The sequence below is a fragment of the Pseudomonas sp. Ors-4-3C genome, from assembly GCF_055755035.1.
Window position 1 is genome coordinate 5,111,683 of the sequence record NZ_CM146900.1, and the last position, 20,264, is coordinate 5,131,946.

23 protein-coding genes are annotated in these 20,264 nt (G+C 61.7%); 13 read left to right on the top strand and 10 right to left on the bottom strand.

Translation table 11 applies throughout. The annotated features are described in order from the left end of the window. Positions 1 to 158: 158 nt before the first annotated feature. The 7 genes from metX to ACVHNU_RS23170 all read left to right on the top strand — a co-directional run bounded on the left by metX (position 159) and on the right by ACVHNU_RS23170 (position 5,223). Positions 159 to 1,298: a homoserine O-succinyltransferase MetX gene (metX, locus tag ACVHNU_RS23140; protein WP_003229124.1), complete on the top strand. Its 1,140-nt coding sequence runs from the start codon at positions 159 to 161 to the stop codon at positions 1,296 to 1,298. Between the two features lie 7 nt (positions 1,299 to 1,305). Then, positions 1,306 to 1,926: a methionine biosynthesis protein MetW gene (gene metW, locus ACVHNU_RS23145; RefSeq protein WP_003229126.1), complete on the top strand. Its 621-nt coding sequence runs from the start codon at positions 1,306 to 1,308 to the stop codon at positions 1,924 to 1,926. A gap of 26 nt (positions 1,927 to 1,952) precedes the next feature. Continuing rightward, positions 1,953 to 2,387: a DUF4426 domain-containing protein gene (locus ACVHNU_RS23150; protein WP_473018368.1), complete on the top strand. Its 435-nt coding sequence runs from the start codon at positions 1,953 to 1,955 to the stop codon at positions 2,385 to 2,387. Further along, positions 2,384 to 2,980 carry an RdgB/HAM1 family non-canonical purine NTP pyrophosphatase gene (gene rdgB, locus ACVHNU_RS23155; protein ID WP_003229130.1) on the top strand — a complete coding sequence of 199 codons (597 nt, stop codon included), beginning with the start codon at positions 2,384 to 2,386 and terminating at the stop codon, positions 2,978 to 2,980. Before ACVHNU_RS23150 ends, rdgB begins: the two co-directional genes overlap by 4 nt. Continuing rightward, positions 2,977 to 4,182: a radical SAM family heme chaperone HemW gene (hemW, locus tag ACVHNU_RS23160; protein WP_473018369.1), complete on the top strand. Its 1,206-nt coding sequence runs from the start codon at positions 2,977 to 2,979 to the stop codon at positions 4,180 to 4,182. The genes rdgB and hemW overlap by 4 nt, the downstream gene beginning before the upstream one ends. Before the next feature lie 29 nt (positions 4,183 to 4,211). After that, complete coding sequence (locus ACVHNU_RS23165) at positions 4,212 to 4,535, top strand: DUF3392 domain-containing protein (protein WP_003229134.1); 324 nt, start codon at positions 4,212 to 4,214, stop codon at positions 4,533 to 4,535. Positions 4,536 to 4,674: 139 nt separating this feature from the next. Beyond that, entirely contained in the window at positions 4,675 to 5,223 is a 549-nt protein-coding gene (locus tag ACVHNU_RS23170) for an RNA 2'-phosphotransferase (protein WP_473018370.1), read from the top strand. A 129-nt stretch (positions 5,224 to 5,352) separates the two neighbouring features. On the opposite strand, the gene trmB is transcribed toward ACVHNU_RS23170, so the two are convergent. From trmB to ACVHNU_RS23190, 4 genes are all read right to left on the bottom strand, one after another. After that, positions 5,353 to 6,078 (bottom strand): tRNA (guanosine(46)-N7)-methyltransferase TrmB, encoded by a 726-nt coding sequence (gene trmB, locus ACVHNU_RS23175; RefSeq protein ID WP_003229138.1) that lies wholly within the window; start codon positions 6,076 to 6,078, stop codon positions 5,353 to 5,355. 9 nt (positions 6,079 to 6,087) lie between these two features. After that, positions 6,088 to 6,882: a thiazole synthase gene (locus tag ACVHNU_RS23180; protein WP_047297148.1), complete on the bottom strand. Its 795-nt coding sequence runs from the start codon at positions 6,880 to 6,882 to the stop codon at positions 6,088 to 6,090. 60 nt (positions 6,883 to 6,942) lie between these two features. Continuing rightward, entirely contained in the window at positions 6,943 to 7,143 is a 201-nt protein-coding gene (gene thiS / locus ACVHNU_RS23185; protein WP_177434703.1) for a sulfur carrier protein ThiS, read from the bottom strand. Positions 7,144 to 7,222: 79 nt separating this feature from the next. Continuing rightward, positions 7,223 to 7,594: a DUF423 domain-containing protein gene (locus ACVHNU_RS23190; protein ID WP_473018371.1), complete on the bottom strand. Its 372-nt coding sequence runs from the start codon at positions 7,592 to 7,594 to the stop codon at positions 7,223 to 7,225. Between the two features lie 74 nt (positions 7,595 to 7,668). On the opposite strand from ACVHNU_RS23190, the gene mtgA reads away from it, so the two are divergent. Further along, positions 7,669 to 8,391, top strand: a complete 723-nt coding sequence (mtgA, locus tag ACVHNU_RS23195; RefSeq protein ID WP_003229145.1) for a monofunctional biosynthetic peptidoglycan transglycosylase — start codon at positions 7,669 to 7,671, stop codon at positions 8,389 to 8,391. Positions 8,392 to 8,588: 197 nt separating this feature from the next. Here the strand turns inward: mtgA and rpoH are convergent, their stop codons facing one another. The 4 genes from rpoH to ftsY form a co-directional block, all read right to left on the bottom strand. Then, positions 8,589 to 9,443: an RNA polymerase sigma factor RpoH gene (gene rpoH, locus ACVHNU_RS23200; RefSeq protein ID WP_003229146.1), complete on the bottom strand. Its 855-nt coding sequence runs from the start codon at positions 9,441 to 9,443 to the stop codon at positions 8,589 to 8,591. 115 nt (positions 9,444 to 9,558) lie between these two features. Then, positions 9,559 to 10,584: a permease-like cell division protein FtsX gene (gene ftsX, locus ACVHNU_RS23205; protein ID WP_103521233.1), complete on the bottom strand. Its 1,026-nt coding sequence runs from the start codon at positions 10,582 to 10,584 to the stop codon at positions 9,559 to 9,561. Continuing rightward, complete coding sequence (gene ftsE, locus ACVHNU_RS23210) at positions 10,581 to 11,252, bottom strand: cell division ATP-binding protein FtsE (RefSeq protein WP_003229148.1); 672 nt, start codon at positions 11,250 to 11,252, stop codon at positions 10,581 to 10,583. Before ftsE ends, ftsX begins: the two co-directional genes overlap by 4 nt. Continuing rightward, entirely contained in the window at positions 11,249 to 12,781 is a 1,533-nt protein-coding gene (gene ftsY, locus ACVHNU_RS23215; protein WP_473018372.1) for a signal recognition particle-docking protein FtsY, read from the bottom strand. Before ftsY ends, ftsE begins: the two co-directional genes overlap by 4 nt. 344 nt (positions 12,782 to 13,125) lie before the next feature. Here ftsY and ACVHNU_RS23220 point away from each other — a divergent pair, with 344 nt between their 5' ends. The 5 genes from ACVHNU_RS23220 (at position 13,126) to ACVHNU_RS23240 (ending at position 18,514) form a co-directional block, all read left to right on the top strand. After that, on the top strand, positions 13,126 to 14,481 hold the full coding sequence (locus tag ACVHNU_RS23220; protein ID WP_045122661.1) for a M16 family metallopeptidase: 1,356 nt from the start codon (positions 13,126 to 13,128) through the stop codon (positions 14,479 to 14,481). Beyond that, positions 14,474 to 15,961 (top strand): M16 family metallopeptidase, encoded by a 1,488-nt coding sequence (locus ACVHNU_RS23225; RefSeq protein ID WP_400497348.1) that lies wholly within the window; start codon positions 14,474 to 14,476, stop codon positions 15,959 to 15,961. The genes ACVHNU_RS23220 and ACVHNU_RS23225 overlap by 8 nt, the downstream gene beginning before the upstream one ends. Beyond that, entirely contained in the window at positions 15,961 to 16,566 is a 606-nt protein-coding gene (gene rsmD, locus ACVHNU_RS23230) for a 16S rRNA (guanine(966)-N(2))-methyltransferase RsmD (protein ID WP_083367657.1), read from the top strand. The genes ACVHNU_RS23225 and rsmD overlap by 1 nt, the downstream gene beginning before the upstream one ends. A 113-nt stretch (positions 16,567 to 16,679) precedes the next feature. After that, positions 16,680 to 17,678 (top strand): hydrolase, encoded by a 999-nt coding sequence (locus ACVHNU_RS23235; RefSeq protein ID WP_473018373.1) that lies wholly within the window; start codon positions 16,680 to 16,682, stop codon positions 17,676 to 17,678. After that, positions 17,675 to 18,514, top strand: coding sequence for a helix-turn-helix domain-containing protein (locus ACVHNU_RS23240; protein WP_473018374.1), 840 nt, complete (start codon positions 17,675 to 17,677; stop codon positions 18,512 to 18,514). The genes ACVHNU_RS23235 and ACVHNU_RS23240 overlap by 4 nt, the downstream gene beginning before the upstream one ends. A gap of 111 nt (positions 18,515 to 18,625) precedes the next feature. Here ACVHNU_RS23240 and ACVHNU_RS23245 read toward each other — a convergent pair whose 3' ends face one another. Together ACVHNU_RS23245 and ACVHNU_RS23250 are read right to left on the bottom strand one after the other, a co-directional pair. Then, complete coding sequence (locus ACVHNU_RS23245) at positions 18,626 to 19,480, bottom strand: sulfurtransferase (protein WP_473018375.1); 855 nt, start codon at positions 19,478 to 19,480, stop codon at positions 18,626 to 18,628. A gap of 31 nt (positions 19,481 to 19,511) precedes the next feature. Beyond that, positions 19,512 to 20,183, bottom strand: a complete 672-nt coding sequence (locus tag ACVHNU_RS23250) for a TetR/AcrR family transcriptional regulator (RefSeq protein ID WP_027610562.1) — start codon at positions 20,181 to 20,183, stop codon at positions 19,512 to 19,514. Positions 20,184 to 20,264 lie beyond the last annotated feature (81 nt).

Here is a 20,264-nt window from a genome sequence, read left to right on the forward strand (position 1 = left end):
CACACTGGTTCTGTGATCGACACAAATCCAATGTGGGAGCGGGCTTGCTCGCGAATGGCCGCGCCTCGGTCCAAAGCGAACAAACAGGCCCGATCGTTGCTTGCCGCTAACCCCCATGCTCTTTAGACTTACGCCTCATTTCAACGAGAGCAGGGTCGATGCCAGCTGCCTTTCCCCCCGATTCTGTTGGTCTGGTGACGCCGCAAACGGCGCACTTCAGTGAACCTCTGGCTCTGGCCTGTGGCCGTTCGCTGCCTGCCTACGACCTGATCTACGAAACCTACGGCACGCTGAACGCACAGGCGAGCAACGCCGTGCTGATCTGCCACGCCTTGTCTGGTCACCATCACGCTGCCGGCTATCACAGCCCCGACGACCGCAAGCCCGGTTGGTGGGACAGCTGCATCGGCCCCGGCAAACCGATCGACACCAATAAGTTCTTCGTGGTCAGCCTGAACAATCTGGGCGGCTGCAACGGCTCCACCGGCCCGAGCAGTATCAACCCGGAGACCGGCAAGCCGTTCGGCGCCGACTTCCCGGTGCTCACCGTGGAAGACTGGGTGCACAGTCAGGCGCGTCTGGCTGACCTGCTCGGCATTCGTCAGTTCGCCGCCGTCATCGGCGGTAGCCTGGGTGGCATGCAGGCGTTGCAATGGACCATTACTTACCCGGATCGCGTGCGCCACTGCCTGGCCATCGCCTCGGCCCCCAAGCTGTCGGCGCAGAACATCGCCTTCAACGAAGTGGCGCGCCAGGCGATCCTTACCGACCCGGAGTTCCACGGCGGTTCGTTCCAGGAAGCGGGCGTGATCCCCAAGCGCGGGCTGATGCTGGCGCGGATGGTCGGGCACATCACCTACCTGTCCGACGACTCGATGGGCGAGAAATTCGGCCGCGGCCTGAAGAGCGAAAAGCTCAACTACGACTTCCACAGCGTCGAGTTCCAGGTCGAAAGCTACCTGCGCTATCAGGGTGAAGAATTCTCCGGGCGTTTCGATGCCAACACTTACCTGTTGATGACCAAGGCACTGGACTACTTCGATCCGGCGGCGAACTTCGACGATAACCTGGCGAAAACTTTCGAAAACGCCACCGCCAAGTTCTGCGTGATGTCGTTCACCACCGACTGGCGCTTCTCCCCGGCCCGCTCGCGGGAGCTGGTGGACGCGCTGATGGCGGCACGCAAAGACGTCAGCTACCTGGAAATCGACGCGCCACAGGGCCACGACGCCTTCCTGATTCCGATCCCGCGCTATCTGCAGGCGTTCGGCAATTACATGAACCGAATTACGGTGTGAACAAGCCATGAGAGCTGATCTGGAAATCATCCAGGAATGGATCCCCGCCGGCAGCCGCGTGCTCGACCTCGGTTGCGGCGACGGCGAACTGCTGACCTGGCTGCGCGACAACAAGAACGTCACCGGTTATGGCCTGGAAAACGACGCCGATAACATCGCCGAGTGCGTGGCCAAGGGCATCAACGTCATCGAGCAGGACCTGGACAAGGGGCTGGGCAACTTCGCCAGCAACAGTTTCGACATCGTCGTCATGACCCAGGCCCTGCAAGCCGTGCATTACCCGGACAAGATCCTCGACGAAATGCTGCGGGTCGGTCGTCAGTGCATCATCACCTTCCCCAACTTCGGTCACTGGCGCTGCCGCTGGTATCTGGCAAGCAAGGGCCGGATGCCGGTCTCCGAGTTTCTGCCGTACACCTGGTACAACACGCCGAACATTCACTTCTGCACCTTCGAAGATTTTGAAGAACTTTGTCGCGAACGTGATGCGAAGGTCATTGATCGGCTTGCCGTGGATCAACAGCACCGTCACGGGTGGGCCAGTAAGCTATGGCCTAATCTGTTAGGTGAGATTGGTATCTACCGCGTCAGCAGCCCGGTGCTTGCAGATCATCGGGTCGCGGTCTGAACCACGACATTTCGAGGAGAACGATCATGGGTCGTCTAGCCCTGTTGTTACTGACCGCCTGCCTGAGCGCCAGCGCCATGGCGGCGGACGTCATCAAAAGCGAGCGCCAGGAAACCTTCGGCGACGTGACGGTGCACTACAACACCTTCAACTCCACCTACCTGCAGCCGGACATCGCCGAGGCAGCGAAGCTGATCCGCAGCAACAATCAGGGCGTAATCAATGTCTCGGTGATCAAGGACGGCAAACCGCTGGTCGCCAGCGTCACCGGCACGGTCAAAGACCTGACCAGCCAGAGCGTGACCCTGAATTTCCGTCAGGTGAGCGAACAGGGCGCGGTCTACTACCTCGCCCAGTATCCGGTGGAACAACAGGAAACCCGCACCTTTGAAATCAAGGTGCAGACGGGCGACAAGATCAACACCATCAATTTCAACCAAGAACTCTTTCCCGGCGAATGATGAACATCAAGCAGCTCGTACTGGCCAGCCATAACGCCGGCAAACTCAAGGAACTCCAGGCCATGCTCGGCGACTCGGTGCAACTGCGCTCGATCGGCGAATGGAGCAAGGTCGAACCGGAGGAAACTGGTCTGTCGTTCGTCGAGAACGCGATCCTCAAGGCGCGCAATGCCGCGCGCATCTCCGGTCTGCCGGCGCTGGCCGATGACTCCGGTCTGGCGGTGGATTTCCTCGGCGGCGCGCCGGGCATCTATTCGGCACGCTACGCCGATGGCAAGGGCGATGCGGCGAACAACGCCAAACTGCTCGACGCCCTCAAGGATGTGCCTGAAGCCGAGCGCGGCGCGCAGTTCGTCTGCGTGCTGGCACTGGTGCGTCACGCCGATGATCCATTGCCGATTCTCTGCGAAGGTCTGTGGCACGGACGCATCCTGACCGCCGCCAGCGGCGAGCACGGTTTCGGCTACGACCCGCTGTTCTGGGTGCCGGAGCGTGACCTGTCCAGCGCCGAGCTGAGCCCGGCCGACAAGAACCGGATCAGCCACCGCGCCCGTGCAATGGATCTGCTGCGCCAGCGTCTGGGCCTGAAATGACCGATACCCCCTCCGCGTCGTCGCTGATCATCGGCGGCGCCGCCTCTTCGCCGCGGGCGCCGCTGCCAACGCTGCCGCCCCTGGCGCTGTACATCCACATCCCGTGGTGTGTGCGCAAATGTCCGTATTGCGATTTCAACTCGCACACCGCCAGCCCAGTGCTGCCGGAACAGGAATACGTCGACGCGTTGCTGGCCGATCTCGATCAGGATCTGCACGCGGTGTACGGCCGTCAGATCAGCTCGATCTTCTTCGGTGGCGGTACGCCGAGTCTGTTCAGCGCCGAAGCGCTCGGGCGCTTGCTCAAAGGCGTCGAGCAGCGCATCCCGTTCGCCCACGACATCGAGATCACCCTGGAAGCCAATCCCGGCACCTTCGAGCAAGAGAAGTTCGTTGCGTATCGCAAGCTGGGGATCAATCGCCTGTCGATCGGCATCCAGAGCTTCCAGCAGCAGAAACTCGAAGCCCTCGGACGAATCCACAACGGTGACGAAGCGGTACGCGCGGCGGGTATGGCGCGCCAGGCCGGGTTCGATAACTTCAACCTCGACTTGATGCACGGCTTGCCCGATCAGTCGCTGGACGATGCCTTGAGCGACCTGCGCCAGGCCATCGAACTGAAACCGACGCACATCTCTTGGTATCAACTGACACTGGAGCCGAACACGGTGTTCTGGAACCAGCCGCCGGTGCTGCCGGAAGACGACACGCTGTGGGACATTCAGGAAGCCGGGCAAGCGCTGCTGGCCGCGCACGGTTACGTGCAATACGAAGTCTCGGCCTACGCGCAGCCTGGGCGCCCGGCGCGGCATAACCTCAATTACTGGAGTTTCGGCGACTTCATCGGCATCGGTGCCGGCGCCCACGGCAAGCTCAGCCACCCGGACGGGCGCATCGTCCGCACCTGGAAGACACGCCTGCCGAAGGACTATCTCAACCCGGCCAAGAGCTTCCAGGCCGGCGAGAAAGCCCTGAGCAACGACGAGATGCCGTTCGAGTTTCTGATGAACGCTTTGCGCCTGACGGCCGGGGTGGAATCGCACCTGTATCCCGAGCGCACCGGCCTGCCACTGGAAAGTCTCGCCGAACACCGCCGCGAGGCCGAACAAAGTGGCCTGATGCAGGTCGAACCGTCACGTCTGGCGGCCACCGAGCGCGGACAACTGTTTCTCAACGACTTGCTGCAGAAATTTCTGAGCTGAGCCCTAACGGCCGCCCCAAGGAAAACCGCATGGATTTGATACTCGATCTGCTCGCCACCGTGTCCCGCTGGAGCCGCAGCAACCTCTCGGAAATCGCCCTGGCGCTGGTGGGCTGCCTGCTGGTGCTGTTCGGCGCCGACTTCAAGGGCTGGGTCGAACAACGCCTTGGCAGCATCGCCGGCGCCCTGCGCGTACCGCTGATGGCCCTGCTGTGCGTGATCGGCAGCGGCGCCGCACTGATCTACGCCACACCGTGGGTGGTCAAGGGCCTGAGCCAGTTCAACAACTACAGCCTGGCGCCGGTGTTGCTGGTGGTCCTCGTCCTTATTGGCGTAGTCGCCGACCGCCGCTGAATCCAATACCCCCCCCAAAACAACTGTGGGAGCGGGCTTGCTCGCGAAGGCGTCGGATCAGTCAACATCAACGTTGAATGATCCACTGCTTTCGCGAGCAAGCCCGCTCCCACAGTTGATCGCAATGACAGGGACGTTCATGAGCAAAAAACTGTTGGACGAGACAAGCAAATTTCTCAGCTTCGTGTTGCGCCATGAACCTCAGGCGGTTGGCCTGACGCTGGATTCTGAAGGCTGGGCGAATATCGACGCACTGATCAGCGGCGCTGCGCGTGACGGGCGTAAACTGGATCGCGAACTGATTGAAGCAGTCGTTACAAGTAGCGACAAAAAGCGCTTCTCGATTTCCGAGGACGGCCAACTGATTCGTGCGGTTCAGGGCCATTCAACGAAAAGCGTGGATCTGCAGTTCGAGCAGAAACAGCCCCCGCAAATGCTGTATCACGGCACGGCGACGCGCTTTCTTGAGTCAATCAAAGAACAAGGCCTGATCTCGGGATCACGCCATCACGTGCACCTTTCCCAAGACATCGACACCGCTACGGCGGTCGGGCAGCGCTACGGCACCGTGGTGATTCTGAAAGTCGCCGCACGACAAATGGAAGAACAGGGCTTCAAGTTCTATCAGGCCGAAAACGGTGTCTGGCTTACAGAACAGGTGCCGGCTCGATTTCTTTCCACCCTGTAATTTCTGAGCACACAAAACAACTGTGGGAGCGGGCTTGCTCGCGAAGGCGTCGGATCAGTCAACATCAACGTTGAATGATTCTCCGCTTTCGCGAGCAAGCCCGCTCCCACATTGGGTTTTGCGTGATGCTTAGGAGATTTTCTCGAACTTCAGATCCCACACGCCATGCCCAAGACGTTCGCCGCGGCGTTCGAACTTGGTGATCGGCCGTTCGGCCGGGCGTGGTACGCATTTGCCGTCTTCGGCGAGGTTGCGGTAGCCCGGGGCGACGTTCATCACTTCCAGCATGTACTCGGCGTACGGCTCCCAGTCGGTGGCCATGTGCAGGATGCCGCCAACCTTCAGCTTGCTGCGCACCAGTTCGGCGAAGGACGCCTGAACGATACGACGCTTGTGGTGACGGCTCTTGTGCCATGGATCCGGGAAGAACAGCATCAGGCGATCGAGGCTGTTGTCGGCGATGCAGCGGTTGAGCACTTCGATCGCATCGCAATCGTAGACCCGCAGGTTGGTCAGGCCCTGAGTCAGCACGCCATTGAGCAGCGCGCCGACACCGGGACGGTGCACTTCCACACCGATGAAGTCCTGATCCGGCGCCGCCGCGGCCATTTCCAGCAGCGAGTGGCCCATGCCGAAACCGATCTCCAGCGAGCGCGGCGCCGACCGGCCGAACACCTGATCGTAATCCACTGGCGCGTCGGCCAGCGGCAGCACGTACAGCGGCGCGCCCTGATCCAGACCACGTTGCTGGCCCTCGGTCATGCGCCCGGCGCGCATCACGAAGCTCTTGATGCGGCGGTGTTGGCGCTCGTCGCCCTCTTCCGTCTGGAGAGGCGTGTCGTTCGATTCAGTCATCAATGGCTCTTACTTGATCAGACCATCCAGCGGCGAAGAGGCGCTGGCATAGAGTTTTTTCGGCATGCGGCCGGCGAGGTAGGCCAGACGGCCCGCGACGATCGCGTGTTGCATGGCTTGGGCCATCATCACCGGTTGCTGGGCGTGGGCGATGGCCGAGTTCATCAGCACGGCGTCACAGCCCAGCTCCATGGCGATGGTGGCGTCGGAAGCGGTACCGACACCGGCATCCACCAGCACCGGAATTTTCGCTTCTTCGAGGATGATCTGCAGGTTGTACGGGTTACAGATCCCCAGACCGGAACCGATCAGACCGGCCAGCGGCATGACCGCGATGCAGCCGATTTCCGCCAGTTGGCGAGCGATGATCGGGTCATCACTGGTGTAAACCATCACGTCGAAGCCTTCCTTGACCAGCGTTTCTGCGGCCTTGAGGGTTTCGATCACGTTGGGGAACAGGGTTTTCTGGTCGGCCAGCACTTCCAGCTTCACCAGGTTGTGACCATCGAGCAGCTCACGGGCCAGGCGGCAGGTGCGCACGGCTTCGATAGCGTCGTAGCAACCGGCGGTGTTCGGCAGGAAGGTGTAGCGATCCGGCGACAGCACGTCGAGCAGGTTCGGCTCGCCTTCGATCTGACCGAGGTTGGTACGGCGCACGGCGAAGGTGACGATCTCGGCACCCGAGGCTTCGATGGCCTGACGGGTTTCTTCCATGTCACGGTACTTGCCGGTACCGACCAGCAAACGCGACTGGTAAGTACGACCGGCCAGAACAAAAGGCTTGTCGCTACGAACGATGCTCATGGGGAATCCTCTTTAAGGGTGAGGGTCTTGCAGAATTCTGTGCCCTTGCGGACCCGGCGGCTAGCCGCCACCGATGGCGTGCACCACTTCGACGTTGTCGCCGTCGTTGAGAACGGTCTCGGCATGCTGGCTGCGTGGAACGATGTCCAGATTGAGTTCGACTGCCACCCGGCGTCCGGTCAGTTCCAGGCGGGTGATCAGGGCCGCAACGGTTTCACCGTCGGGCAGTTCAAGGGATTCGCCGTTCAACTGAATGCGCATGCGCCAGGCCGCCATCATTTTTAGGGGGTGGCATTCTAGCCCGATCATGACCTAAAGGTCAGCACCAAGCGTCAAGCGGTTACTGCAGGCGCCAGGCGGCCAGTCCAAGGCACAGCCAGCCGAGCAGAAACGCCAGACCGCCGAACGGGGTGATGATGCCGACCTTGCTGATGCCGGTGGTGGTCAGCACATACAGACTGCCCGAGAACAACAGGATGCCGACGGCGAACGAAATACCGGCCCAGGTCACCAGACGTCCCTGAATCTGCGTGGCGAGCAGCGCAACGCCGAGCAGCGCCAGGGTGTGCACCAGTTGATAGGTCACGCCGGTGTGGAAAATCGCCAGATACTCGGGGGTCAGGCGGCTCTTCAGGCCATGAGCGGCGAAGGCGCCCAGGCCCACACCGGTAAAACCAAAGAAAGCGGCCAGCATCAGAAAGCCACGCAGCATGTGGAACTCCAGTCAGACTCGTTCGGCAGGGTCTGTATAATGGCCCGCTCTATCGGTTCGGCCAAGCCATCTCTATGCTGCGTTCACTTTTGCGTCGTCTCACGAAGGCCCTGCTCTGGTTCGCGGGCGGCAGTGTATTGCTGGTGTTGCTGTTTCGCTTCGTGCCACCGCCGGGCACGGCGCTGATGGTCGAGCGCAAGATCGAATCCTGGGTCGACGGCGAGCCGATTGACCTGCAGCGCACCTGGAAGCCGTGGGACGAGATCTCCGACGACCTCAAGGTCGCGGTCATGGCCGGCGAAGACCAGAAATTTCCCGAGCACTGGGGTTTTGACTTCGGCGCGATCCAGGCTGCATTGGCCCACAACGAGCTCGGCGGTTCGATTCGCGGCGCCAGCACTTTGAGCCAGCAAGTCTCCAAGAACCTGTTTCTGTGGTCGGGCCGCAGTTACCTGCGCAAAGGCCTGGAGGCGTGGTTTACCGCACTGATCGAGGTGTTCTGGCCCAAGCAGCGGATTCTTGAGGTTTATCTGAACAGCGTCGAGTGGGACGACGGGGTGTTTGGTGCCGAAGCGGCGGCACGCCATCACTTTGGCGTGAGTGCCAAGTCGTTATCGCGGCAGCAGGCGAGTTATCTGGCGGCGGTGCTGCCCAACCCGCGAGTGTGGAGCGCCAGCCATCCTACGGCTTATGTGTCACGCCGGGCCGGGTGGATTCGGCAGCAGATGAGCCAGTTGGGCGGGACCAGTTATCTGCTGGGGCTCAACGACTCGCGCCGGGCGCCTTGGGCCGAATAACCACATTCAATTATTCAGACACCATCAATCACTGTGGGAGCGGGCTTGCTCGCGAAAGCGGTGTGTCAGCTTGCATTGATGTCACTGATAAACCGCATTCGCGAGCAGGATCGCTCCTACAGGGGTTTGTGTTGAGCCAGAAACGAAAACGCCCCGATCATCACTGATCGAGGCGTTTTTTATTGCCTGACCGCCGGTTATGCGGCGATCGACAACTTGAGCTTGTTCATCGCGCTCTTCTCGAGCTGACGGATTCGCTCGGCCGACACGTTGTACTTCTGCGCCAGGTCGTGCAGCGTGGCTTTTTCTTCTGCCAGCCAGCGCTGGTAGAGGATGTCGCGGCTACGTTCGTCCAGCACTTCCAGCGCTTCGTGCAGGTTGTGGTTGGAGTTGTCGCTCCAGTCGGCATCTTCCAGTTGACGCGCCGGGTCGTACCGGTGGTCTTCCAGGTAGTTGGCCGGCGACTGGAAAGCACTGTCGTCATCGGCTTCAGCAGCCGGATCGAAGGCCATGTCATGACCGGTCAGACGACTTTCCATCTCGCGCACTTCACGTGGTTCGACGCCAAGGCTTTCCGCCACACGGTGGACTTCCTCGTTGTTCAGCCACGCCAGACGTTTCTTCTGGCTGCGCAGGTTGAAGAACAGCTTGCGCTGGGCCTTGGTGGTCGCGACTTTCACAATGCGCCAGTTGCGCAGGATGAACTCGTGAATTTCCGCCTTGATCCAGTGCACGGCGAACGACACCAGACGCACACCCATTTCCGGGTTGAAGCGCTTCACGGCCTTCATCAGGCCGACGTTGCCTTCCTGGATCAGGTCAGCCTGAGCCAGACCGTAGCCGGAATAGCTACGGGCAATGTGTACGACAAAACGCAGGTGGGCGAGCACCATCTGCCGAGCCGCCCCCAAATCCTGCTCATAGTAGAGACTCTCGGCCAGTTCACGCTCCTGCTCCGGCGTCAGCAATGGAATGCTGTTGACGGTGTGCACATAGGCTTCCAGGTTCGCACCCGGAACCAACGCATACGCAGGTTGCAAAGAATTGGTCATGCGAAAAAACCTCCCACTTACATACTCGTGCCTCTCGGCACTGCGAAAAATTGACCGGGAATTCAAGTACAAGTTCCCAAAAAAACCGCAAGGTCAATCACGCGCAAAAAAGATTCTACTTCGGCGCCAGCTCCCTGAGATGACGTGCGACTGCAATCCATGCACCGATATAACCCAACAGCACCGCGCCAAGCAAGAGCGACAGACCGTCGGCAACTGGCACTCCGGCCAGTGCGAAATCACTGCCGTACAAACCGGCCAGTCCAACCACCGCGTCGTTCAGCCAGTTGAGGCCGAACGCCAGCACTCCCCAGGACAGAACACCCGCACCGAAGCCATACAACGCGCCCATATAAAGAAAGGGACGACGCACATAGCTGTCAGTGCCGCCGACGAGTTTAATCACTTCTATCTCTGTTCGGCGGTTTTCAATATGAAGACGAATGGTATTGCCTATCACCAAAAGTAATGCAGAAACCAGCAGCACCGTCAGACCGAAGACAAAACGGTCACCGAGCTTGAGGATAGCGGCCAGACGCTCGACCCAGACTAGATCAAGTTGCGCCTGTTGTACCTTCGGCAGCTCGGAAAGTTTTTGTCTTAATGCTTCCAGAGTCGGCTTGTCGACCTCGTTCGGGGTCACCAGCACCACGCCCGGCAGCGGGTTTTCCGGCAGCTCGCGCAGGGCCTCGCCCAGACCGGACTGCTGCTGGAACTCCTCCAGCGCCTGATCACGGCCGACATATTCGGCATCAGCAACGCCGGGCATGCCTTTGATCTGCTCGCGCAACGCCTCACCCTGCGCGGGCGTGGCATCCAGCTGCAGGTACAGCGAAATCTGCGCCGCACGCTGCCACGAACCGCCGAGACGCTCGACGTTGTTGATCAGCAGCGACAGGCCCATCGGCAGGCTCAACGCCACGGCCATCACCATGCAGGTGAAAAAGCTGCCGATCGGCTGCTTGCCGAGGCGACGCAGGCTGTCGAGCAGGCTGGCGCGGTGACTTTCGATCCACGAACGCAACAGCGTGGAAAAGTCCGGGCCGTCGTCATCGTCGTGTTTTTTCTTCTTCGGCGGCTGCGGGTCGGCGGCTTTCGGGGCCACGCGCTCGGAAACCTTCGGACTGCGTGTCGCACTCATACGCCGGCCTCCCCGTCGCCGATCAATCGGCCGCGCTGCAAGGTCAGCATGCGGTGGCGCATACGCGCAATCAGGGCCAGGTCGTGACTGGCGATCAGCACGCTGGTGCCCAGCCGGTTGATGTCTTCGAACACGCCCATGATCTCGGCCGCCAGACGCGGGTCGAGGTTACCGGTCGGTTCGTCCGCCAGCAGCAGGGCCGGACGGTGCACGATGGCGCGGGCGATGCCGACGCGCTGTTGCTGACCGGTGGACAGGTCGCCCGGGTACAGATCGGTTTTATCCGACAACGCCACGCGCTCCAGCGCCGAATCGACGCGCTTGGCGATCTCGGCCTTGGACAGTCCGAGGATCTGCAGCGGCAGCGCGACGTTGTTGAACACCGTGCGATCAAACAGCAACTGGTGATTCTGGAACACCACGCCGATCTGTCGACGCAGGAACGGAATCTGCGCGTTGCTGATGGTGCTCAGATCCTGCCCGGCCAGCAGCAGTTTGCCGCTGGTCGGACGCTCCATCGCCAGCAACAGGCGCAACAGCGTGGACTTACCGGCACCGGAGTGACCGGTGACAAACAGAAACTCGCCACGACGGACTCGAAAGCTCAGCTCATGCAAGCCGACGTGACCGTTCGGGTAGCGTTTACCGACCTGTTCGAAACGAATCATGAACGCTCCCGCTCGGCAAACAGTGCCTGGACAAAGGGTTCGGCTTCAAAGGTACGCAGATCGTCGATGCCTTCACCGACGCCGATGTAGCGGATCGGCAGGCCAAACTGCTTGGCCAGGGCGAAAATCACCCCGCCCTTGGCGGTACCGTCCAGCTTGGTCAGCGCCAGGCCGGTCAGTTCGACGGTCTGGTTGAATTGCTTGGCCTGGTTGATCGCGTTCTGACCGGTGCCGGCATCGAGCACCAGCAGCACTTCGTGCGGCGCGTCGGCGTCGAGCTTGCCGATCACCCGGCGAACTTTCTTCAGCTCTTCCATCAGGTTGTCTTTGGTGTGCAGACGACCGGCGGTGTCGGCGATCAGCACGTCGATGCCACGGGCCTTGGCGGCCTGCACGGCGTCGAAGATCACCGACGCAGAGTCGGCGCCGGTGTGCTGGGCGATCACCGGGATCTTGTTGCGCTCGCCCCAGACCTGCAGCTGCTCAACGGCAGCGGCGCGGAAGGTGTCACCGGCAGCGAGCATGACTTTCTTGCCTTCCAGTTGCAGCTTCTTCGCCAGTTTGCCGATGGTGGTGGTCTTGCCAGCGCCATTGACGCCGACCACCAGAATCACGAACGGCTTGTGCTGCGAGGCAATTTTCAGCGGCTGCTCGACCGGCTTGAGCATCGCCGCCAGCTCGGCCTGCAAAGACTTGTACAGCGCGTCGGCGTCGGCCAGCTCTTTGCGGGCGACCTTCTGGGTCAGGCGCTGGATGATCTGGGTGGTGGCTTCGACACCGACATCGGCGGTCAGCAGGCGGGTTTCCAGCTCATCGAGCAGGTCGTCATCGATGGTTTTACGGCCGAGAAACAGGCTGGCCATGCCCTCGCCGATGCTGGCGCTGGTTTTCGACAAGCCTTGCTTGAGGCGGGCGAAGAAGCCGACTTTGGTTTCTTCGCTGCGCGTCGCTTCGACTGGCGTTTCAGCAACCACTTCCACCGGCACAACCGGAGCAGCAACGACCGGTGCAGGTGCAGGTGCAGGTGCAGGTGCAGGTGCAGGCTCGAGTTGCTGAACGACCGGCGAAACAGGGGCAACGAACACCGGGGCCGCCGGCTCGGCAACAACCGGTGCAGGCTCGACAACTGGCTCAACCACAGGCGCCGGAGCAACTTCAGGAACGAACGCTGCCGGCGCCGGAATCGGCGGCGTCACATGCGGCGCGGCCTCTTCGACCAAGGCCACCGGTTCTTCCGCCACCGGCAAGGTCAGCCACGGCTCGGTCGCCGGGGTCAGTGGCAGCTCGGCCGCCACCGGGGTTTCAGGTTCTGGCTCGGGCTCGACCGGTTGCAGCACCGGCTCGGCAATCGGCAGCACGATCGGCGCCGGCTCTTCTTCTATAGCAGGCGCTGGCGTCGGAGCCGACTCAGGAATCGCGGGCGGCTGTTCGACGACGGGTTCCTGCGGTTTCTTACGCAGCCATCCGAACAGGCTTTTCTTCTCGCCAGCCGCAGCTGGGGTCTTCTTGTCGTCGTTGGAACCAAACATGGAGGACGGCTATCTCACGGTAGCGACGCGCCATAAGGGCGCCCCGGCAAATAAATATTCGATGCAGAACAGACTGTGTTTCATCCAGCTTGTTCACGCGCAACATTTTGTCGAGGCGCCAGCGGCACCTCAAAGAATCGTATAAACGAAGGACTAAACCGGCAAAATCGGCGAAAAAGCGAAGTCTAGTCGATAAACCGCAGCTTTCTGCCGCAAACCCATACAGCCGGTTCAGGCCTGAAAACCTGATAGGCGTGGTCGCCGGTAAAACGGATCAGTATCCTAGCACCCTCTCGCCCGCCGACGCTAAGACCAAGCGGGCAGCCCAACAGGTTAAAAAACGAATGAATGCTCTAGCCCGCCGCGCTGCAGGCCTGCTGTTCAGCACAGTCTGCCTGCCCCTTTCGGCCCTGGCGGCCGACCCGCAACCGACCCACGAATTCACCCTCGACAATGGTCTGAAGGTCGTCGTGCGCGAAGACCATCGCGCGCCGGTGGTGGTGTCGCAGGTCTGGTACAAGGTCGGTTCCAGCTACGAAACCCCGGGCCAGACCGGCCTGTCCCACGCGCTTGAGCACATGATGTTCAAGGGCAGCGAGAAAGTCGGCCCCGGCGAAGCCTCGTTGATCCTGCGCGATCTGGGCGCCGAAGAAAACGCCTTCACCAGCGACGATTTCACCGCGTATTACCAGGTGCTGGCCCGCGACCGTCTGGGCGTGGCCTTCGAACTGGAAGCCGACCGCATGGCCAATCTGCGCCTGCCGGCCGACGAGTTCGCCAAGGAAATCGAAGTCATCAAGGAAGAGCGTCGCCTGCGCACTGACGATAAGCCGATGTCCAAGGCTTACGAGCGCTACAAGGCGATGGCTTACCCGGCCAGCGGCTACCACACGCCGACCATCGGCTGGATGGCGGACCTGGACCGGATGAAAGTCGAAGAGCTGCGGCACTGGTATCAGTCCTGGTATGTGCCGAACAACGCCACGCTGGTAGTGGTCGGTGACGTCACCCCTGATGAGGTGAAGACCCTCGCCCAGCGCTATTTCGGGCCGATTGCCAAGCGCGAGGTGCCGCCAGCGAAGAAACCGCTGGAACTGGCCGAGCCGGGTGAGCGCCAGATCACCCTGCATGTGCAGACTCAACTGCCCAGCCTGATGCTCGGTTTCAACGTGCCCAGCATCGCCACCGCTGAAGACAAGCGCTCGGTCAACGCCCTGCGCCTGATCTCGGCGCTGCTCGACGGCGGCTACAGCGGGCGTATCCCGACGCAACTGGAGCGCGGCGAAGAGCTGGTCTCCGGCGGTTCGTCGAGCTACGACGCCTACACCCGTGGCGACAGCCTGTTCACCCTGTCGGCGACGCCGAACACGCAGAAGAACAAGACCATGGCGCAAGCTGAAGCCGGTCTGTGGAAACTGCTGGAACAGCTGAAAACCACCGCACCGTCCGCCGAAGAACTGGAGCGCGTGCGTGCGCAAGTGATCGCCGGTCTGGTGTTCGAACGTGACTCGATCACCAGCCAGGCCACCGCCATTGGCCAACTGGAAACGGTCGGTCTGTCATGGAAATTGATGGACACCGAACTCGCCGATCTGGAAAGCGTGACCCCGCAAGACATCCAGAACGCCGCCAAGCTGTATTTCACCCGCGAACGTCTCAGCGTCGCCCATGTCCTGCCACTGGAGACGACTCATGAGTGAGCGTAAAACCCCGCGCCTGTTGCTCGGCCTGATCGCCATCGCTGTGATCGGCTCTGCCGCGTTCTATCTGATGCCCGGCGTTAAAACCGACGCCAGTGAAGCACTGGACAACGCCAAGTCCAGCCAGAAGCTGCAATCGCTGGCCGAACTCGATGGCAAGGCCCCGGCCAGCCGCAAGCTCGACGTGCAGAGCTGGAACACCGCCGAAGGCGCCAAGGTGCTGTTCGTCGAAGCCCATGAGCTGCCGATGTTCGACATGCGCCTGATCTTCGCCGCGGGCAGCAGCCAGGACGGCAATGCGCCGGGCCTGGCAATCCTGACCAACGCCATGCTCAACGAGGGCGTGGCGGGCAAGGACGTTGGCGCCATCGCCCAGGGCTTCGAAAGCCTCGGGGCGGATTTCGGCAACGGCGCCTACAAGGACATGGCGCTGGCTTCGCTGCGCAGTCTGAGTGCCGCCGACAAGCGCGAGCCGGCGCTGAAGCTGTTCTCCGAGGTGGTGGGCAAACCGACCTTCCCGGCCGATTCCTTCGCGCGCATCAAGAACCAGATGCTCGCCGGTTTCGAATACCAGAAACAGAACCCCGGCAAACTCGCCAGCCTCGAGCTGATGAAGCGTTTGTACGGCGACCACCCGTATGCGCATTCCAGCGACGGTAATGCGCAGAGCGTGCCGAAGATCACTCTGGCGCAACTGCGTGAGTTCCACGCCAAGGCCTACGCGGCCGGCAACGTGGTGATCGCGCTGGTCGGTGACTTGTCTCGCGCCGAGGCCGAGGCGATTGCCAATCAGGTCTCCTCTGCCCTGCCGAAAGGCCCGGCACTGGCGAAGATCGCCCAGCCGCAGGAACCGAAAGCCAGCATCAATCACATCGAGTTTCCGTCGAAGCAGACCAACCTGTTGCTCGCGCAACTGGGCATCGACCGTGACGACCCGGATTACGCGGCGCTGTCGATGGGCAACCAGATCCTCGGTGGCGGCGGTTTCGGTACCCGTCTGATGAGCGAAGTGCGCGAGAAGCGCGGCCTGACCTACGGCGTGTATTCCGGGTTCAGCCCGATGCAGGCTCGCGGCCCGTTCATGATCAACCTGCAGACCCGTGCGGAAATGAGCGAAGGCACCCTGAAACTGGTGCAGGACGTGCTCGCCGATTACCTGAAGACTGGCCCGACCCAGAAAGAACTCGATGATGCCAAACGCGAACTGGCCGGCAGCTTCCCGCTGTCCACCGCGAGCAACGCCGATATCGTCGGCCAGCTGGGCGCCATGGGTTTCTATAATCTGCCGCTGAGCTATCTGGATGACTTCATGCGTCAGTCCCAGAGCCTGACCGTCGAACAGGTCAAAGACGCGATGAACAAACACCTGAGCACGGACAAACTGGTCATCGTCAGCGCTGGCCCGACCGTGCCGCAAAAGCCGTTACCGGCCCCATCTGATAAACCTGCCGAGCAACCGCTCGGGGTTCCGGAGCATTAATGGCTACTCGCCCTAAAAAACCTGCGCAGAACGTCCACAACGGTGTGAACCAGCTGCGCATCATCGGCGGCGAATGGCGCAGCCGCAAACTGAGCTTCCCTGATGCCCCCGGCCTGCGCCCGACGCCGGATCGCGTGCGCGAAACCCTGTTCAACTGGCTCGCGCCATATGTGGCCGGGGCCAAGGTGCTGGATCCGTTCGCCGGCAGCGGCGCGCTGTTTCTGGAGGCATTGTCCCGCGGCGCGGCCATGGGCCAGGCGCTGGATGCCAGCAACGTTGCGGTATCGAGCCTGAAGGAACACCTTGGCACCCTGCGCTGCACCAACGGCCAGGTGCAGACCGCCGACGCGCTGCGTTATCTGGAAACCCAGGTCGCCACGCCGTTCGATCTGGTATTTCTCGATCCGCCGTTCAACCAGAACCTGTTGCCAGCCGTCTGCACTTTGCTGGAAGAACGCCAATGGCTGGCGCCGGATTCGTGGATCTACACTGAAAGCGAGACCGCGCCTTCGACGCTGGGCCTGCCGGGCAACTGGCGCCTGCACCGCGAGCAGAAATCCGGGCGGGTGTACTACGCGTTGTGGCAACGTATGGCAGTCAACTGAACGTATTGAACAACCCTGTGGCGAGGGAGCTTGCTCCCGCTGGACTGCGCAGCAGTCCCAAAAAAGGGCCGCTTCGCGCCCCAGCGGGAGCAAGCTCCCTCGCCACAAAAGGTGTGTGCACTCTGGAAACTGAACGCTTCACCCCCGCCTTCGGCCTCGGCAATCCGCACCTGCAAACCTTGTGGGGGCCGCTGTGGCGCAAAACCGTCCACCTTGAACGCGAGCGTGAACGCCTGTGGCTGGACGACGGGGACTTCCTCGACCTCGACTGGCATGGTCCGCACAGCGCCGACGCGCCGCTAGTGCTGGTGCTGCACGGATTGACCGGTTCTTCCAATTCGCCCTACGTCGCCGGAATTCAGGCTGCCCTCGCCGCACAAGGCTGGGCCAGTGTCGCGCTGAACTGGCGCGGCTGCTCCGGTGAACCCAATCTGCTGCCGCGCAGCTACCACTCCGGCGCCAGCGAAGACCTCGCCGAAGCCATCCAACACTTGCGCGCCAAACGCCCGCTGGCGCCGCTGTATGCGGTCGGTTATTCCCTCGGCGGCAATGTGTTGCTCAAGCATCTCGGCGAGACCGGCAGCGACAGCGGCGTGCTCGGTGCGGTGGCGGTGTCGGTGCCGTTTCGCCTTGATCAGTGTGCGGACCGGATCGGTCAGGGTTTCTCCAAGGTCTATCAGGCGCATTTCATGCGCGAGATGGTCGCCTACATCAAGAACAAGCAACGGCAGTTCCAGCACGACGGGCGCGAGGATGGCCTGGCGGCTCTGGCGGCGCTCGGTTCGCTGGAGAACATGCGGACTTTCTGGGACTTCGACGGCCGGGTCACCGCGCCGCTGCACGGTTTTACCGATGCCGAGGATTACTATCGCCGGGCGTCTAGTCGCTACTTTCTCGGCGAGATCCGCACCCCGACCCTGATCATTCAAGCCGCTGACGATCCGTTCGTGTTCCCCCACAGCCTGCCGACGGCCGAGGAGTTGTCCGCCACCACCCAGTTCGAGCTGCAGGCCAAGGGTGGGCATGTCGGGTTTGTCGATGGCACGTTGCGCCAGCCCGGTTACTACCTGGAACGGCGCATCCCGCAATGGTTGGCCCGTGTGACGTCATGAGCGACCAGGGCGAGTCGATCCGTTTCTGGCAGACCGCGCCACTGGCCGGGGTCGAGTTGCTGTCGGCGCGCTACATCGAGCATCGCTTCGCCCCGCACGTCCACGACGGCTATGTGATCGGCATGATCATGGCCGGCGCCCAGCGTTATCGCTATCGCGGCGCCGAACACCTGGCTGGCAGCGGCACGCTGGTGCTGATCAACCCGGACGAATTGCACACCGGGCACAAGGGCACCGAGGACGGCTGGCTGTACCGGGCGTTTTATCCCGATACCGGTCAGATCGTTTCCCTGCTCGAAGAACTGGAACTGCCGACCGCGCCGATGCCGGCGTTTGGCGCGACGCTGTACCGCGACCCGGATCTGGTCAACGGTTTCTGTCAGCTGCATCGCTTGCTGGAAAGCCCGGCCACCGCGCTGCAACAGCAGACGATGTGGCGCGAAATGATGATGCTGCTGTTGCAACGGCATGCGGCGGTGCAGATCAACGGCAAACCGGGCAAGGAACACCGCGCGGTGATGATGGCCAAGGAGTTGCTGCATGCCCAGCTCGCCGCGCCGCCGTCGCTGGAAGAACTGGCGGCTGCGGTGAATCTGTCGCCCTTCCACTTCGCCCGGGTATTCCGCCGCGCCACCGGCATGCCACCGCACACCTGGCTGATGCAGCAGCGCATCGCCACGGCCCGGGGCTTATTGCAGCACGGTTGCCTGCCGGTGGAAGTCGCCATGCAGTTGGGCTTTGCCGACCAGAGTCATCTGAGCCGGCAGTTCAAGCAGGTGTATGGCGTGGGGCCGGCGGCGTATCGCAGTGCCCGACAATCTATCGGCGACGATTAACCCCTGTGGGAGCGGGCTTGCTCGCGAAAGCGGTGTTTCAGCACACATCATGGTTGACTGACACACCGCTTTCGCGAGCAAGCCCGCTCCCACAAGGGTGATTTGTGGTGGTTATTCGCCGGTGGCGATGCCCCGAGAAGGCTCGTTGATCCACTCACTCCACGACCCGGCATACAACGAACCCAGCGGATACCCCGCCAGACACGACGCAAACAGGTTGTGACACGCCGTCACCCCGGAGCCGCAATAGGCGACCAGTTCCGCAGGTGAACGCTCGCCGAGTTTCGCGGCAAAGCGCTGCTTGAGCTGCTCCGCCGGCAGGAATCGCCCGTCGCTGCCGAGGTTTTCGGTAAACGCTGCGCATTGCGCACCGGGAATGTGCCCGGCAATCGGGTCAATCGGCTCCACCTCACCCTTGAAACGCGGCAAGGCCCGGGCGTCGATCAGGGTCAAGCTTGGCTGACCGAGGCGTTGCTGCAATTGCTCGGCACTCAGCAGCAGTTTCATGTCCGGCTGCCCGCTGAAGTTGCCCCGGGTGACCGATGGCGCATCCAGGCTCAGTGGCAAACCCACCGCGTGCCAGGCCTTGAGCCCGCCGTCGAGAATGAACACGCCGTCGCGCTTTCCCAGCCACGCCAGCAACCACCAGGCCCGAGCCGCATAGGCACCGGGGCCGTCGTCGTACAAAACCACATCGCTGTCGGCATTGATGCCCCACGTCTGCAGACGCTCGATCAGCGCCGCCGGTTCAGGCAGCGGGTGACGTCCGGTGACGCCTTTGATCACCTTGCCGCTGAGGTCGCGCTCAAGGTCGGCGAAGCGGGCGCCGGCGATGTGCCCTTCGGCATAGCTGCGCTGCCCGTAGTCCGGGTCTTCGAGGGCAAAACGACAATCGAGAATCACCAGCTCCGGCTGCTCCTTGCGGACATCCAGTGCATTCGGGCTGAGCAGTTGCGCAATCGGCATAACGGACTCCTGTGAGCGACTTCGAAATGGTTTACCGCCCTTCCTCGAGGGCCTGGGCCAGCGGCACGTAGAACTCGTCGAACAAGGCATTCACCTCTTCGCGCGCCTGATCGGTAACGAATCCGGCTTCCAGCACCAGCACCTGATACACGCCACGCTTGATGGCCTGTTCGCTGAGGTGATTGGAGTTTTCCCGGGTGGTGCACAGAAAGCGCACCCACGAGGTGAGGATGATCCAGGCATTGATCGTCAGGGATTCGATCTGCACCCGATCCATCTTGAGGATGCCAGCGGCGACGAAGCCCTCGTAGATCGCCATGCCCTGGATCACGCAGCGCTGGGAAAAACGCCGGTAGCGCGCGGCCAGGTCCGGATCGCTGTCGAGCAGGTGCTCGAGATCCCGATGCAGAAAGCGGTAGCCCCACATCGCCGACAGCAGCTCCTTGAGGTAATAGCGCTTGTCTTCGACGGTGGCGGCACGCCCCTGCGGCGGGCGCAGAAAGCTGTCCACAAGCGTCTCGTACTCACTGAACAGCACGGCGATGATCGCCTGCTTGTTCGGGAAGTGGTAGTACAGATTGCCCGGAGAAATCTCCATGTGGGCGGCGATGTGATTGGTGCTGATGCTGCGCTCGCCCTGCTGATTGAACAGTTCGAGGCTGTTCTGCACGATGCGCTCGCTGGTTTTTATTCGTGGGGCCATGGCTTGAGCTTTAATTCAGAGTGCGGTGAGGAGCATCTTACGACCTAACCGGAATGGGATAAAACAAAGCTGTGTCGGGAA